10 protein-coding genes are annotated in these 15,734 nt (G+C 64.0%); 2 read left to right on the top strand and 8 right to left on the bottom strand.

What is annotated here, in order from left to right:
- Positions 1-8: 8 nt before the first annotated feature.
- The 3 genes from DIE23_RS10355 to DIE23_RS10345 are packed head-to-tail and all read right to left on the bottom strand — an operon-like array spanning position 9 to position 5,966.
- Positions 9-2,570, bottom strand: coding sequence for a T6SS effector BTH_I2691 family protein (locus DIE23_RS10355; RefSeq protein WP_124612037.1), 2,562 nt, complete (start codon positions 2,568-2,570; stop codon positions 9-11).
- Between the two features lie 30 nt (positions 2,571-2,600).
- A complete protein-coding gene (locus DIE23_RS10350) occupies positions 2,601-3,404 on the bottom strand; it encodes a DUF4123 domain-containing protein (RefSeq protein WP_124612036.1) in 804 nt (267 codons plus the stop codon).
- Between the two features lie 9 nt (positions 3,405-3,413).
- The gene (locus DIE23_RS10345) at positions 3,414-5,966 is read right to left on the bottom strand and encodes a type VI secretion system Vgr family protein (protein ID WP_124612035.1); all 2,553 of its coding nucleotides are present in this window, start codon (positions 5,964-5,966) and stop codon (positions 3,414-3,416) included.
- A 718-nt stretch (positions 5,967-6,684) separates the two neighbouring features.
- Between DIE23_RS10345 and DIE23_RS10340 the strand changes: the two genes are divergently transcribed.
- Both DIE23_RS10340 and DIE23_RS10335 read left to right on the top strand, forming a co-directional pair.
- Positions 6,685-7,980, top strand: a complete 1,296-nt coding sequence (locus tag DIE23_RS10340; RefSeq protein WP_124612034.1) for an MFS transporter — start codon at positions 6,685-6,687, stop codon at positions 7,978-7,980.
- Between the two features lie 57 nt (positions 7,981-8,037).
- Positions 8,038-8,820, top strand: coding sequence for a substrate-binding domain-containing protein (locus tag DIE23_RS10335; RefSeq protein ID WP_124612033.1), 783 nt, complete (start codon positions 8,038-8,040; stop codon positions 8,818-8,820).
- Between the two features lie 24 nt (positions 8,821-8,844).
- Here the strand turns inward: DIE23_RS10335 and dctA are convergent, their stop codons facing one another.
- The 5 genes from dctA to DIE23_RS10310 all read right to left on the bottom strand — a co-directional run bounded on the left by dctA (position 8,845) and on the right by DIE23_RS10310 (position 15,503).
- Positions 8,845-10,155 carry a C4-dicarboxylate transporter DctA gene (dctA, locus tag DIE23_RS10330; protein ID WP_124612032.1) on the bottom strand — a complete coding sequence of 437 codons (1,311 nt, stop codon included), beginning with the start codon at positions 10,153-10,155 and terminating at the stop codon, positions 8,845-8,847.
- Positions 10,152-11,126, bottom strand: coding sequence for a LysR family transcriptional regulator (locus DIE23_RS10325; RefSeq protein ID WP_124612031.1), 975 nt, complete (start codon positions 11,124-11,126; stop codon positions 10,152-10,154). The genes dctA and DIE23_RS10325 overlap by 4 nt, the downstream gene beginning before the upstream one ends.
- 89 nt (positions 11,127-11,215) lie before the next feature.
- Positions 11,216-11,560, bottom strand: coding sequence for a LysR substrate-binding domain-containing protein (locus tag DIE23_RS10320; RefSeq protein ID WP_260436026.1), 345 nt, complete (start codon positions 11,558-11,560; stop codon positions 11,216-11,218).
- Positions 11,561-11,692: 132 nt separating this feature from the next.
- Positions 11,693-13,999 carry a PAS domain-containing protein gene (locus DIE23_RS10315; RefSeq protein WP_124612030.1) on the bottom strand — a complete coding sequence of 769 codons (2,307 nt, stop codon included), beginning with the start codon at positions 13,997-13,999 and terminating at the stop codon, positions 11,693-11,695.
- 136 nt (positions 14,000-14,135) lie between these two features.
- The gene (locus DIE23_RS10310; RefSeq protein ID WP_124612029.1) at positions 14,136-15,503 is read right to left on the bottom strand and encodes a sigma-54 dependent transcriptional regulator; all 1,368 of its coding nucleotides are present in this window, start codon (positions 15,501-15,503) and stop codon (positions 14,136-14,138) included.
- Positions 15,504-15,734: the final 231 nt, after the last annotated feature.

The raw sequence follows: 15,734 nt of genomic DNA, 5'->3' as shown, positions 1-15,734 counted from the left end.
GGCTCCAGTCAAGAAAAAATTACAGAGAATGCCTTCCGGTCTTCTTCCAGGCGCTCAAATCTTTCGCTAGTCGCCTTGATACCGAAATAGCACTGCTCGAGCCAATCGTCCACTTCGCGACTCTTAAAATAGTTGATCAACACGCCGATAAGAGCAGCGAGAAGGAGCAACGGCAAAGTCAAAACACTTCCTAAAAACGCGGCGACGACCAAAGCCCCCCCGACAAATGCCGATGTAGTGTAGAGCACAAACATCAGAATGTTGCCGTGCTCGAGTTCATCGTAGGCGTGGTATGCATCGATAGCTGCTGATACCAACCCGACAATAGCCCCACCGAATCTCGCAACGATTCCCAGCAACCGCCCCATCTTGGCCACGCCTTCGGATAGCTTGACGCCGGTTTTCTCCAACTGCTCAAGCGCAGATGAACCATACTGCGCAACGCCTGCCACGAGTCCACCAACTGCGTTGTCAAATTTGATGCCGGCTTCCGTTCGATTGAACCGGTTCGCTTTCTTCAACTCCTCGCGAGCAAAACGAAGATTGATTGCGCTGAATATCGCACCAACACCCGCAAACCCGGGCTCTCCCTTCGTCATAAGCCGGAATTTCGGCATGTAAATCGTCTCGACCACATCGGGCGTCAGCGTCGCGCTGGCCAGCTTTTCGAAGCCGGGTTTTGCCTTGACGCTTGCCAGGGCAGTTGCCTCTGTCGCCGGGCTTTCGACTGGCACGAACTGCTTCGCCTTGATTTGCGGGTCGGCATCCCCGCCTACGGTGGCCTTGTCCTGAAGCTGCTTTTTCAAGTCCTGCACACTGACCTTCTGCCGTCCCGGCATCATTTCCTGCATCTGCATGGCGATGTAGTTCACCCACTGGTTGGCTGAACCGTAGACGGCCTTAAACTCAAACAGCTGTTTCGTTCGCATGCACAGCGTGACGTACAGCGCCTTCGCCGCCGCCGTCTCCACCCCCGTACTGACCGCTTGAACGACCGGTCCGCCTGTCTCGTGCAGCAGTCGCGCCAACGCCTTCGCAACGGCCACCTTGATGCCCTTATCCTTCGACTCTTCTACCTGCTCGATCTTGCTGAATGACTCGATGAGCTTCGCCACAAACTCCCTCAGCTCCATGTACGGATAACCGGAAACTTCCTTGACCTTTTCCGCCAGCACCGGACTATTCAGAACAAACGCCCTCAGCAACGGATTGCGAGTATCGGATACGCTGCCTTTGGCCCATTTGACAAGCACGTCGACCGTTTCCTTGCGGTCCGCCGAGCCTTCGATGCATCGCGTAAGTGTGTTGGTGTAGTTCAACCCGCAACGCCAGTTCCCCGGCTCATAATCCAACTCGAAAACATTCAACAATGCGGAACTGGCCAGCCACGCCTGATGGTCCTGCGACAGCGGCACAAGCGTACTCGTCTGTTCCTGCTTCAGCGCCTTCGCCATCTTCTCCCGAAAGTCGACGATGGCCTGCTGCCGATAGTGGGTCGTATAGGGTTTCCATGCCTCCGGCCCGGCGGTAGCAAGCTCCGCGTTCTTCTTCTCCTCAATACTTTTCAGTTGCTTTTCGAGTGCCTTGCCACCATCAAACAGCGCACCGAGCCCCATCCCCTCATAGGTGTTGGCTTCCAGCATGCTGGCGCCACGCTCCACGTCCTCTTTTGCCGAAACCGCGACCGCTTTTTGCAGTGCGTCGATTGCGCTAGCTGCCCAGATGCCGTGCTCATACGGCTCGAGCGCAGCCCCGAAAGCGAGTCGCTGCTCGAAGTTGAGCTCCTGCGTGATACCAACCGGATCCCACAACGCAAAGAACAGCCCCTTGTTCGGCAGGATGGAATCCATCGCCTTTTTCAGGGCCGGCTGCTGTCCGGCACGGTCATGGTACGGAAAGCATCCCGTGACGAGCGCATCGGGACGGCCGCCCTTGTATTCGCTCAGTAGTCCATCAAGATGATCCAGACTATCCGCGTGCGGCTGGTTCATGCTGCCGTTGTACCAGGCGGTCGCATCGAACTTCTGCATCCGCTTGTCACGGCAACCCATGAAATTCTTCGCATAGGTATCGCGGACTCTCTGCGTCCAAAGCTCGTCGCTGAACGCCAGATACACAATTCCGGCATGTTCCGCGTCTTCAATGGTGATGCATTGGGCCAGTTGCGCATGCCCGGGTTGTTGACAGCTGAATGGCTTCTCGAAGCTACGGTCGAGCTTGATGCCGACCGGATAGTCGTACAAGTACCCTTCCGCCGTAACCGCATAGATCTGCCACCGCTGTGTTTTCGGATAGAAGATATACACGTAGCCGTAGCGCAGGGTGCGCAGCGTGTACTTCGCCTTCTTGAGCGCGATGCCGACGACGCCGTCGCCAAACTTGCCGCCCATGAGCGACATCGCGCCAGCAGAGCTGTGAGCCTTGGAGGTGGCCACGACCCCGTAGCGGACGGGCAGGATCGGCAACCCCTTCTTCTTGCACATGTTGCATGAATTCGGCGCGCGCGAGCTTGTCTGCATCGCGGATTGCGTGAGCTGGGAAATACTCGCAAAGTTCGTGTCGAGTGCCATTCTTTTTCTCTCTTTTGCCGCCACCCGGGCTCATTGATATTGGATGCTCTCACGCGCAATCGTTTCCCAGTCTGCCGCGCTCCAGTTCGATACCGCTTCGGTATACGGGCCTTTCCGCGGCGTTTGCAGGACGGACTGGACACGCGGGTGACGATCGAAGCACGGGGAAACGAGTGTGCCGTGAAGGGCAAAAGCAAGCAGGTCCCCGCCGGCGAGTCCATGAGATTCACCTTTCGCCAGCTGTGCATCGAGCAGCGCCGGCATATCGGGACGAGACACCGTACCGTTGCACCGGAGCAGGTCGAGCGCGCGCTGAACCAGCTCGATGCGGGCAATTCGCGCGTGCTGGTCTACGGTAGTGCCGAAATCCGCGTCCGGTTCGGCTACGCCGCTCACCACCGCCCAGTCGCCTGCAGGATCGAGGTACGTCCACGTTTCAACGGGCCCCAGAAGCGCCCCCATCTGCTCGGCCTTGAGAATGCGGCGCAGGTGCGGAAACACGCGCGGGTCGTAATAGCGGAAAACCGCATCGCCCGATGTCGGTGCCTGCAGTATCAACCGGTCAGCCAGATGCCGCTGCAGCCGGCCCGTCGCCTTTCCGCATTCGACAATCGCGCAAACGACGGGCGGCAAACCATTCTCCAGGTCCGACTCGGCGCGTTCTCTCAGCGCTGGCAATTGCAGTTCGGGATGCTCGGCGCAGTACAACACGGGAGCCACGCCCTCGAGCTCGGGACGCGCCTCCGGAACCAGCTCACCGACTTCATAGATCGGCGGCACGCCAGACAGCTCAAGCTTTCCGTTGACAGCCTCAACGATGACGTAATGAACCATGCCCATGCCCTACACGAGCGCCGAGCCGGCCTGCGCTGCGGCGGCGAACTGTTGGGCGCACGACTTCGAAGACGCCAACTGCGCCGACACGTTTTCGCCAGCCGGGCCATCGAAGACGAGGGGGCTGCCCTTGACCTCGACCGTACCAGGCGCATGGACGTAGATGTTGCCCCCGGCGATGCGGATGGTGGCACCGCCGGCGCTCAGCGTGATTTCCTTCTCGGCCAGCACGTTGACGGCATCTGCAGTGGAAACGACCTTCACGGTCTTGTCGGCCGTGATTTCGATGTTGTCCGACTGTGCCTGCACTTCGACCTTGCCTTTGCCGGCAAACAGCTTGATACCGGCGTTCTGCACGAAGAAGCTCAATTTCTCGCCAACGCTGGCAATCCACGACCTGGCCGCCGAAACGTAGGTGCTCTCGCCGCTGACCAGATTGACGTGCTGGGTCGCTGCCGCATGGAGCGACTTCTGCGTCGACAGGCCCATGTCCGCCGGGCTCGCGAGCAGCATGACGGGTTGCGAAAACGCGTTGGCACTCCCCGTGCCTCCGCCCGCTGTCCTGCCCCCCGCCATATTGCCCTGCGCATCGCTCTGCGTCGCCGCGGCGAAGTCCTTGATGGCGTCCTGTGCATCGTCCAGGGTGTCGGCCTTGCCGTCGGCTGCTGCAAGCGACCGATGCTGAATCACGCCGCTCGAATCGAGAAGGTGCTGCGTGGCTTCCTTCACATCCAGCGGCTGACTCGACGTGCCAGCGCGGGCATAGGTCGACACGTACAGTCCATGTCCGGCCCGCAGCGCGCCTGACGCCTCGGTCTTCAGCTCGAAGCCCGTGCCAAGGTAGTTGCCGCGCGAATTGCCGTTGTGGTCGATGAGATAACCGACGTGCAGATACGAATTCGCCGTCGAACTGTAAAGCTGCGCCCGGTTCTGCGACGTGGCGTCGTCGAATACGAGTTGATTGAAACCTTGGCCGCCGTACTCCTGTGACTTGAAACCGGACAGCAGGCCATTCGAATGCCAATGCGGCGAATTGACCGAGTGAAAGAGCACGCCGCTGACGACCGGGCGGTCGCAATCCCCGTCGAGGTAGTTGACGGCGACTTCCTGACCGATTCGCGGGACGAACACACCGCCGAATCCTTTGCCGGCGTGCGGCTGTATCACGCGCATCCAGCAGGACGACGCCTCGTTGCTGCTGCCCAGACGGTCCCAGTGCATCTGCGCCTTCACACGGTTCAGCTCGTCCGTGTACACCTCCTCACCCGCCGGTCCCACGATAGTGGCCGTCTGCATGTGCATGACCGGCTTTCTGTGCTCGAACGGGCTGCGGAACGGTACGGAGCGGCGCTGCACCTCGATTTCGGCCAGCACGAAGCTTTCATTGCCTAATGGGTCTCTGGACACGAATGCGGCTTGCCGGTCCTTGTACTCGGCACGCAGACGCGACAGGCGCCGCTGCAGGCTGCCCGGGAACGGGCGGCTGTTGCCCAGCGGCAGATTGTTCTGGATAGCCCAACGCACGCCGAGAATCGCAAACTCGCGGTCCTCGGGCTTGTCTTCGTTGTGCTCGGGATGGTCTTCGAGCGAGAACCATCGACCGGCGTCCATGCACGGCACACTGCCCACGCCGAAAAACCGCTTGCTGCGGGAGGCCATCTCCTCAACGCGAATTCGCATGGCACGCTCGCCACGGTCGCGTGAATCGCCGGTAACCGGGAAGCTATAGTGACCTGCGTATTCGTAGACCTCCAGCTGCTGCGGGATCTCGCCTTGGTCGACCGAGGACAGGTCCGCCCGCTGCAAGGCGCGTGTCGGACGTTTGTAATCCACCGTGCTGAACGCATAGCCGACGCTCTGCGTCCTGCGTTCGCCGCCCCATTCGACGAGCGTGCCGGCCTGACCGTCCCGGTCACCGCGATAGAACGGTACCCGCTGGGTTGCGAGAGCCTTGCCATTCAGGAGGTCGTCGGACACCACAACCGTATGCGACTTGCCGTCCTCGGCATGCTCGACATACGTGAACCATCCCTCCGACTCCATCAACCGATGGACGAAATTGTGGTCGGTTTCGTACTGTGTACAGTAGGATCGCACCGCGCCCGGGTCTTTCACATCGAGCCGGAAGTGTCCGCGTGCCTGCGCATGGCCGTTGAATACCGCGGTCAGGATGTCTGCGGTCGTCAGTTCCTGAAAGATGCGCGCATCCTTTCGATACTGAAGGAAACGCATCCATGATGCGAACGAAAGCTGGTAGTAGCTGAGCCCTCCATCCGCGCCGAGACGTCGCGTCGCATGGACGTAACCGTGCCACGGAAGGTACGAGTCGTCGGCCTGACGCACCCATAACGTGACGGGTTGTGCCATCAGCCTCTTCAGTTGGAGCGCATGCTCCTTCGAAACAACGTCGACAATGAGTTCGAAGTCCCTGCCCAATCGGGATTCGCCGACAACCCGCTGCGGCAAAAGCACTTTCGCCCCGAGGGGAGTGTCCAGGATGAGCGTCCGGTCCGTCTGCTCGATACCAGCATCGAGCATCAACGAATTGGGCAACCTACCCATATCGAATATCTCCTCGGGCAATGAAAATAAATATAAATTGGGGAAGCCGAATGGCAGACGAGATTTTGCCACACTGCCCAACCCCATTTCATAACAAACGTTAAAACGTCAGCACAGAAAACCGGCAACATTTCCCGAATCAGCAGATTTTCGATCGCGGCCCAACAGTATTGGTATTTTTTACCTTCTTCACGGCTGAAGCAGTTCGAGAGCCAATCCGGCGCAGTTCATGATGAATCATCTGGCGCGCCCATCGAGCTGTAAGCGGCATTCCGCAAATGTTTCCTATATCGACTTCCGCAGAATTCCGAGTAACCATTTGGTTTCCAGGAAAACATTGCCCTTACAGGTCGCATTTAACTGTCAACTGTCGGAAATAACAGGCCATGGAAGTCTCATAAGGTATTGCCTTCCGATGGCGTCGGCGGTGCTTGAATTGCGCACCTTCGGACTGCTCGATTGTGGATCGCCGCGGACAACGAGTATCTCGTTCGCCAGCACGCCAGATCAGTCACCTTTTTGTCCGCGAGCGCTCCGCCGCGGATACGACTACCTGGCTCGCATCCCCCGTCCCCACGCATCCATGCCTCATTGATAACCAAACAACATCAATCCTTCCAAAATTCGCACTTAACGTTTCCCCGTCTCCGGGCGAACATTGCCGAAACGACAATCGACCGCTCCCCGCGCATTTTCCCGATTCCCTGGAGACACCCTGATGCACCCCTCGCCCAGCCTTCCGACCGGACGTTCGAAGGCCGCCGCGGTATTCCGCGTGACGGCCGGCAACTTCCTCGAGCAGTTCGACTTCTTCCTGTTCGGCTTCTACGCGACGCAGATCGCGGCCGTGTTCTTTCCGGCCGCGAGCGAGTTCGCGTCGCTGATGATGACGTTCGCGGTCTTCGGCGCGGGCTTCCTGATGCGGCCGCTGGGCGCGGTCGTGCTGGGCGCCTACATCGACGACGTCGGCCGCCGCAAGGGCCTGATCGTCACGCTGGCCATCATGGCCAGCGGCACCATCCTGATCGCGTTCGTGCCGGGCTACGCGACGATCGGCCTGCTCGCGCCCGCGCTCGTGCTGATCGGGCGGCTGCTGCAGGGCTTTTCGGCGGGTGCCGAGCTGGGCGGCGTGTCGGTCTATCTCGCCGAGATGGCCACGCCCGGCCGCAAGGGCTTCTTCACGAGCTGGCAGTCGGCCAGCCAGCAGGTCGCGATCGTCGTCGCGGCCGGCCTCGGCTTCGCGCTCAATCAATGGCTGAGCGCATCGGCGATCGCCGCGTGGGGATGGCGCGTGCCGTTCTTCGTCGGCTGCATGATCGTGCCGTTCATCTTCATGCTGCGTCGCAACCTGGAGGAAACGCAGGAGTTCAAGGCGCGCCGGCATCGTCCCGGCATGAAGGAAGTGTTCGGCACGCTGCTGCGGAACTGGGGCGTCGTGGTCGCCGGCATGATGCTGGTCGCGATGACCACCACGAGCTTCTACCTGATCACCGTCTACGCGCCGACCTTCGGCAAGACCGTCCTGCACCTCAGCACCGCCGACAGCCTGCTCGTGACGCTGTGTGTCGGCGTGTCGAACTTCGTGTGGCTGCCGATCGGCGGCGCACTCTCGGATCGCATCGGCCGCCGGCCGCTGCTCGTCGGCATGACGTTGCTCGCGATCGCGACCGCCTATCCGGCGCTGTCGCTGCTCGCTCACGCGCCGTCGTTCGTCAACATGCTGCTCGTGCTTCTGTGGCTGTCGTTCATGTACGGGATCTATAACGGCGCGATGGTCGTCGCGCTGACGGAAGTGATGCCGGTGGAAGTGCGCGTCGCAGGGTTCTCGCTCGCCTACAGCCTCGCGACGGCCGTGTTCGGCGGCTTCACCCCCGCGATCTCGACGGCGCTCATTCACATGACCGGCGACAAGGCCGCCCCCGGCTACTGGATGAGCCTCGCCGCGGTGTGTGCACTGCTGGCGACGTTCGTACTCTATCGCCGCCAGCCGGCGACGCTGACGCCGGCGCACTGAAGCCTCAGGCCGAACAACCTGCCCCGACTTCGCACGACCCAGACCACGTCCACGACCATGAAAAACCCGCTCCTGAAACTGTGCGCGACCGCGCTCGTCGCCACCCTCGCAGTCACCGCGAACGTGCAGGCCGCCGACCTGCACGTGATGAGCTCGGGCGGCTTCACCGCCGCCTACAAGCTGCTCGGCCCGCAGTTCGCGTCGAACACCGGCAACACGCTCGACACCGCGCTCGGCCCGTCGATGGGCAAATCGCCCGAAGCGATCCCGAACCGGCTCGCGCGCGGCGAGCCGGCCGACGCGGTGATCATGGTCGGCTACGCGCTCGACGATCTGATCAAGCAAGGCAAGGTGATCCCCGGCTCGCGCGTCGAGCTGGCCGATTCACGGATCGGCATGGTCGTGCGCGACGGCGCGGCGAAACCCGACATCAGCACGGCCGAGAGCCTCAAGCAGGTGCTGCTGCATGCGAAGTCGATCGCCTACTCGGACAGCGCGAGCGGCGTCTACATCGAGCGGGAATTGTTCAGGAAGCTCGGCATCGAGGACCAGGTGAAATCGAAGGCGAAGATGATCCCGCGGATTCCGGTCGCATCCGTGGTCGCGAACGGCGACTACGAGATCGGTTTCCAGCAGGTGAGCGAACTGCTGCCCGTCCAGGGCGCGACCTTCGTCGGCAAGATTCCCGAATCGCTGCAGTCCGTCACGCGCTTCGCCGCCGGCGTTCCTGTCGGCGCGCAACATCCGAAGGAAGCGAAGGCGCTCCTCGACTATCTCGCGTCGCCCGACGTGCAGCCGGAAGTGAAATCGACCGGGCTGGATTCCGTCTCCGCTCGTTGAGCACGAACCGCGGGAAGGCGTGCATCAGACAGCCTTCCCGTCGCGCCCGGCATCGTCGATACCGTTCGGGCCCGCCGGCCCGGCCGTGCTCAGCATCAGTGCGAGACGCGCACGATCGCACGCCCCTTCCCACGACGACACGAAGATCACCGCGCACGCATTGCTGATCACGCTCGTCAGCGCGCGCGCTTCCGACATGAAGCGATCGATGCCGACCAGAAGCGCGACGCCGGCCACCGGCAGGTCGGGCATCACCGCGAGTGTCGCGACGAGTGCGACGAGCCCGCTGCCGGACACGCCGGCCGCACCCTTCGACGTCAGCAGCATCAACGCCAGCATCGCCGCGATTTGCGGCGCGGAAAGCGGCACGTCGCACGCCTGCGCGATGAACAATGCGGCGAGCGTCAGGTAGATCGCGGTGCCGTCCAGGTTGAATGAGTAGCCGGCCGGCAGCACGAGCCCGACGACACCCTTGTCGCAACCCAGCGACTCCAGCTTGACGATCAGCCGCGGCAATACCGGCTCCGTGGACGACGTCGCGAGGACGATCAGCAATTCCTCGCGGAGATAGCGCAACAGCCGCCACAACGCGAAACCGTGCAGTCGTGCGAGCGGTGCGAGCACCAGCGCGACGAACAGTCCGCAGGCCACGTAGAACGACGCCATCAGCCGCGCGAGCGAGCCGACCGAGCCGATGCCGAAGCGGCCCACCGTAAACGCCATCGCGCCGAATGCGCCGAGCGGCGCGAGCCGCATGATCATCGCCAGCACGCGAAAGACGACCTGCGCGACACCGTCGATCAGCGCCAGCACGGGCCGCCCGGCCTGCGGATACGCATTCAGCGAAAAACCGAACAGCAGCGACAGCAGCAGCACGGGCAGCACCTCGCCCTTCTGGAACGCGCCGAGCATCGTGTCCGGGATCACGCTCAGCGCGAACTCGACGAGCCCGTGCGGCTGCGCATGCTGCACGTATTGCGCCAGGATGCTCGAATCGAGATGGCGCACGTCGACGTGCATGCCGGCGCCGGGCCGCAGCACGAACGCGGTGACGAGCCCGAATGCGAGCGCGGCGGCGGTCAGCAGATAGAACAGCGCCAGCGCGTGGACGATCGTACGTCCGATGGCTTTGCCGTTCGCGAGCGACGTGATGCCCGAGACGATCGTGCAGAACACGATCGGCGCGATCATCATCCGCACGAGACCGACGAATGCATCGCTGAGCGGCTTGAGCATCGCGCCCGCCGACGGCCAGACGTGGCCGACGCTCACGCCGAGCACCATCGCCAGCAGCACCTGCACGTAGAGCGAACGAAGCGGTCTTGCCAGCCTCACGATGCGGTCTTCCTCGATGTTCCTGTTGTATCGGTCGTATGCGTCACTGACTTCGATCCATCGCCGCGCGCGGTGCCGCCGCGCTTCGCGCCGACGACCGCCCGGTGAAACTCCTCCGCCGCCGGCGTCAGCGGGCGTCCCCGCCGTTTCACGATGCCGACCCGGCGCTTGACCACCGGCTCGACGAGCGGCACGCTCGTGAGCAGCGGATGATCATCGCCGGGCATCGCCATTGACGGTACCGCGGCAACACCGAGCCCCGCCTCGATCAACCCGAGCATGGTCGTCACGTGGCGCGTCTCGCACACGCTCGGCGCGCGCGGCGCGACGGCCGTCAGCGCCTGGTCGAGCAACAGTCGGTTGCCGGACGTCTTGTCCACCGACACATACTCGTACTCGTAAAGCTCGTTCCAGGTCACACGCTTCTTGCGCGCGAGCGGATGGTCGCGCCGGCACGCGGCGACGAACCGCTCCTGCAGCAGCAGCTTGAACTCGATCTCGGGCTCCTGGCTGCCCATGAAACTCACGCCGAAATCGGCCTCGCCGCTGATCACGGCACTCAGCACCTCGTTCGCGCTCGCATCGAGCAGCTTGACCCGGATGCGCGGAAAGCGGCGATGATAGCTCGCGATCACGTTGGGCAGAAAGTAGTAGGCGACCGACGGCACGCACGCGATCGTCACGTGGCCGAGGCGACTCGATGACACGTCGCGGATGCCGAGCAGCGCGACGTCGAGATCGTCCAGCAGTTGCTCGGCGCTCGGCGCGAACACGCGGCCGACGGTGGTCAGCGTGACGCTGCGCGTGGTGCGCTCGAACAGGCGCACGCCGAGCGCTTCCTCCAGCTTGTCGATCCGGCGACTCAATGCGGGCTGCGAAATGCTGATCGACTCGGCGGCCTTCCGGAAGCTGCCCAGCTCCACCACGGCGCGAAACGCCTGCAAGTCGGTCAAATCGAAGTTGATTCCCACGGGGCTGGTCTCCGCATCTCAGATGGCGGGTATTGTGCATGATCCGGGCACGCGCACCCAGCCCGGAGATGCCCGGCTCCGACGCCCCGCTATGCCCGATGCCGCAACGCATCGATCACGATCGAGAACGCACGCGACGCCTGGCGGCGGCTCGGATAATACGCGTGATAGCCGGGAAACGCCGGACACCAGTCCGGCATCACGATCCGCAGCCTGCCGTTGCGCACGTGGTCGAGCACGATGCCCTCGGTGACGAACGCGATGCCGACTCCGTCGAGCGCCGTCTGAACCAGATGCGCCTCCGTGTTGCAGGTGATTCGGCCGTTCACGCGCGCCTGGATTTCGTTCCGGCCTTTCTTCACTTCCCACGCATGGATGCCCTTCGTGGTCGAGCGCCGCGCGCGGCTTTCCCGGCACAGTGCCGGGCGTGGCAATTGCTGACGGCACACACAACGAGGCCCGTCGGTGCGTCCCGACATCGGGAGCACCACCAGGAAAGGGATCTCGCTGATCAGCGAAAAGGGGGCCCGCCCGGGATGAGCGGCGGCGTCGAAGCCGGTGGGAGGTCAGTCGTCGCGCTGCGTCACGAGCGCGATCTTGTGCGCGAGCTCGCGCACGTCGACCGGCTTGCACAGATAGCCGTCGAAGCCCGCCGCGAGCGCACGGCGCTCGTCGGCGAGGCCGGCATGCGCGGTCACCGCAAGCACCCGCAGGTCGGGCGGGCTGCCGCCATTCGCGCCGCCGCGGCGCAACGCGTCGAGCAGCCAGAAACCGTCGCCGTCAGTCATCGCGAGATCGGACAGCACGACAGTCGGCTTCATGTCGGCGGCAACGGCGACCGCTTCGCGGCCCGACGACGCGATGGCAACGGCTGCCCCCAGCGTCGTCAGTGCGGCGGTCAGGCTCGCACGCGTGGTCGCGTCGTCGTCGACGATCAGGATGCGCTGCGAATCGAGCATCATCGGATCGCGCCGACCGTCGGCGTGCATGCCGCCCCACGCCATCGCGCCCATCGGCTGCCAGCCGGCCGGTAGCGTGACCGTAAACGTCGCGCCGCGATTGCGGCCTGCGCTCTCCACGCATACCGTGCCGCCGTGCAGCTCCGCGATGTGCCGCACGATCGACAGGCCGAGCCCGAGCCCGCGCCGCGACGATGCGGGCGAATCGTCGGCACGGCGGAACATGTCGAACACGTACGGGATGAACTCGGGCGCGATGCCTTGCCCGGTATCGGCGACGGTCAGCATCGCGTGCGCGGCGTCGCGCGACAGCGTGACCGTCACCGTACCGCCGTCCGGCGTGAATTTCAGCGCGTTGGACACGAGATTCGAAAGCATCTGCCGCAATCGCTCCGCGTCGCCCGACACCACGCAGGCATGCGCGGTGCAGTCGAATTCGAGCGCGATGCCGGCCAACGATGCGGCCGTCCGGAACGCGCCCGTCGCATCCGCGAAGAGCCGCACGACGTCCACCGGCACCGCGTCGAGCTGCAGTTTGCCGGTGGCCAGCGACGACGCATCGAGGATGTCGCCCACCATGCGCGTGAGCGAACGCGCGCTGCGGTCGATCGCGTCGATCGCCTGCTGCTGCAGCGCGTCGTCGCCGGAATTGCGCAGCACCTCGATCCAGCCATAGATTACGTTCAGCGGCGTGCGCAGTTCGTGCGACACAGTCGCGAGCAGTTCATCCTTCAGGCGATTCGACGTATCGGCCTGGTCGCGTGCGTCGCGCGCGCCCTGCAGCGAGCGCTGCGTGCGCAGGTCGCGGCGGCGCTGCGCGCCCGTCTCGCGCAGCGTCAGCGACAGCGCAACGCAACCGCGCGCCTCGCCGCGCACCGGACACGCGGACACGGTTGCCCGAAAGCGCCGGCCGTCGCGTCGCACGCACAGCAATTCGAGCGGGCCGATCGCGTCGCGCATCGCGTCGAGCGACTTGGCGAGCGGCTTGTGGCGCAGCCAGCGCATTGCAATCAGCGTTTCCAGCATACGACCGCGCGCGTCACTTTCGTCATACCCGAAGATCCGCTGCGCGGCCGGGTTCCAGCTGACGATGCCGCCATGACTGTCGATCCCGATGATCGCGTCCGGCGATGCGTCGACCACCGCGCGCTGAAGCCGCGACGCATCGGCAAGCGCGCGCTCCGCGCCGCCATCGCGCAACAGCAGCACCGCGCCGTCGATATTGCCGTTCGCGTCCGCGATCGGCGATGCGGTCTCGACGATCGGCACCGGTGCGCCGCCGTCGGCGTCATGCAGACAGTGGCGGTCGGACATGACGTGCGCACCGCCGAGCGCACGATCGAGCGGCGTCGTCCGCACAGGCCGGTCGTCGCGATCGAACACGCGCAGCACGTCGCGCACGGGCCGGCCCGCCGCGTCGTCAATGTCGAAGCCCGCCAGTTCTCCCGCGGCCGCATTCGCATAGGTCACCCGGCCCTTCGCATCGATCGCGATCACGCCGTGCGGCAGCGCCTGCAGCACGGCTTCGAGCTGCCCCCTCGCGGCGGCCTCGCGCCGGCGAGCGAGGTCGTTCGTGAGCCGCGCGTGACGCAGCATCGCCGCGACCGCGCAAACCAGCGCGCCCACCAGCATGAAGGTGCCGAGGCGCACGAGACGGTTCGGCAGCGGTTCGGTATACGAGGCAGGATCGGACAGGAACAGCGTCCACACGAGTAGTCCGCTGACCGCGGTCGACACGATGCCGAACAGAAATGACGTCAGCCATACGGCACCCGCGAGCAGCGGGTAGTACAGGACCAGCGGCAGATTCACGCCGCCGAAGCGGATCGCCAGCGCTTGCAGCACCGTCGCGGTCGCGACCAGCATCACGGCGGTAGCGTAATTTCCGGCCTGCGGCCATGCACGTTCAATCATCGGACACGCTCCTGCCGGATGACCGGCGGCCGCCCGCCCGGGTGAAGGAACAGGCGCGGCAGATGCTCGCAGACCGCCACCACTGCCTCGCCCGCTTACCCGGGAGGCTCACCACCCGACCGCATGCGTCGCGGCATCAGGCGTCCGGCTTTTCCGCTTCGTCTTCCAGTTGCGCGAGCCGGTTGTAGATCGTCTTCAGGCTGACGTCGAGCACTTCGGCCGCCTGCGCCTTCACGCCGCCGCATTGCGCGATCGTGCCGAGAATCAGCTTGCGATCGACTTCCTCGAGCGGCGTGCCGAACGGCACCGTCACGCGATCCTCGTGCGCGTCGACCATGTTCGAGAGCTCGTCCATGATCGGCGGCGGCAGCGTGTCGATCACGTCGGTGTCGCTGAAGATACTCGCGCGCTGCACGAAGTTGCGCAGTTCACGCACGTTGCCGGGCCACGCGTAGGTCTTCAGCGCTTCGCGCGCGGCCGACGAGAAGCGCAGGTTGCGCCCGCTTTCCTCGTTGTAGTGCTGCAGGAATGAGTCGGCGAGCATCGGGATGTCGTCGCCGCGCTCGCTCAGCGACGGCAGCGGAATCGGGAACACGTTGATCCGGTGATAGAGGTCGGGCCGCAGCTTGCCGTCGGCCATCGCAGCTTCCGGATCGCGATTGGTCGCCGCGACGATACGCACGTCGACGTCGATCTCGCGTGTCGAGCCGAGCCGCGTAAGCCGCCCGGTTTCCAGCACACGCAGCAGCTTGACCTGCGATTCGACCGGCATCTCGGTGATTTCGTCGAGGAACAGCGTGCCGCCGTCCGCACGCTCGAAGAAGCCCTTGTGCTGCCGCTCCGCGCCGGTGAAGCTGCCGCGGTCGTGGCCGAACATCTCGCTTTCGACGAGGTTCGCGGCGATCGCGCCGCAGTTCACCGCGAGGAACGGGCCGCGCCGGCGCAGGCTCAGGTCGTGCACCGTCTGGGCGGCGAGCTCCTTGCCGGTGCCCGATTCGCCGGTAAGCAGCACCGACGCTTCGGTCCGCGCGACGCGGCCGATCGCATCGTAGACGGCCTGCATCGCGGGCGAGCTGCCGAGCATCCGGCCGAAGCGCCCGAGGCGCTTCAACTCCGAACGCAACTCGGCGATCTCCTCATGCAATGCGGTGGTGCGCGGCACGCGCGCGAAGATGCTGTTCAGCCGCTGCATGTTGAGCGGCTTCACCAGGTAGTCGGTCGCGCCGCGCCGCAATGCATCGATCGCGGTTTCGAGGCTCGCGTGACCGGTGGTCAGCACCATCTCGCAATGCCCGCGCTTGGGCAATGCGTCGAACAGATCCATCCCGTTGCCGTCCGGCAGCACGAGATCGCACAACACGAGATCGGGGGTATTCGTCGAGACGAGCGTGCGCGCTTCCTCGAGCGTTGCAGCCGTGTCGCACACGAGCTGCTGCGTCTGCGCGAGCGTCGCGAGCATCGCACGTGTATCGGCATCGTCTTCGACGATCAGGACGTGAGGCATCGAAGCTCCTTGGGATGCGGCCCGGCAGATGGATCGGCCGAAACCGCCGCGGGCATGCGATGCGGGGTGCGACACCGGGCATTCGGCGACACATCCGCACACCGCCCGAACGAGCGGCCAGGCTGTTCGGCCGGGACCAACAAGTGCTTAGCAGTATAGAAGAAGCGTGTCGTGCATTCGCGGCTCATCGAATAATTCTATCCGTCCGCGGTGGTCGCATTGCGAGATTCA

The organism is Burkholderia sp. Bp9143, from assembly GCF_003853645.1.
Classification (GTDB): Bacteria; Pseudomonadota; Gammaproteobacteria; order Burkholderiales; family Burkholderiaceae; genus Burkholderia.
This window is presented reverse-complemented; position numbering and strand designations above follow the sequence as displayed.

What these genes read in the sequence shown, in the direction of transcription:
- DIE23_RS10335 (WP_124612033.1), top strand. Translation starts at nt 8,038, where the DNA reads ATGAAAAACCCGCTCCTGAAACTGTGCGCGACCGCGCTCGTCGCCACC.
- DIE23_RS10340 (WP_124612034.1), top strand. Translation starts at nt 6,685, where the DNA reads ATGCACCCCTCGCCCAGCCTTCCGACCGGACGTTCGAAGGCCGCCGCG.
- DIE23_RS10355 (WP_124612037.1), bottom strand. Translation starts at nt 2,570, where the DNA reads ATGGCACTCGACACGAACTTTGCGAGTATTTCCCAGCTCACGCAATCC.
- DIE23_RS10315 (WP_124612030.1), bottom strand. Translation starts at nt 13,999, where the DNA reads ATGATTGAACGTGCATGGCCGCAGGCCGGAAATTACGCTACCGCCGTG.
- DIE23_RS10350 (WP_124612036.1), bottom strand. Translation starts at nt 3,404, where the DNA reads ATGGTTCATTACGTCATCGTTGAGGCTGTCAACGGAAAGCTTGAGCTG.
- DIE23_RS10345 (WP_124612035.1), bottom strand. Translation starts at nt 5,966, where the DNA reads ATGGGTAGGTTGCCCAATTCGTTGATGCTCGATGCTGGTATCGAGCAG.
- DIE23_RS10310 (WP_124612029.1), bottom strand. Translation starts at nt 15,503, where the DNA reads ATGCCTCACGTCCTGATCGTCGAAGACGATGCCGATACACGTGCGATG.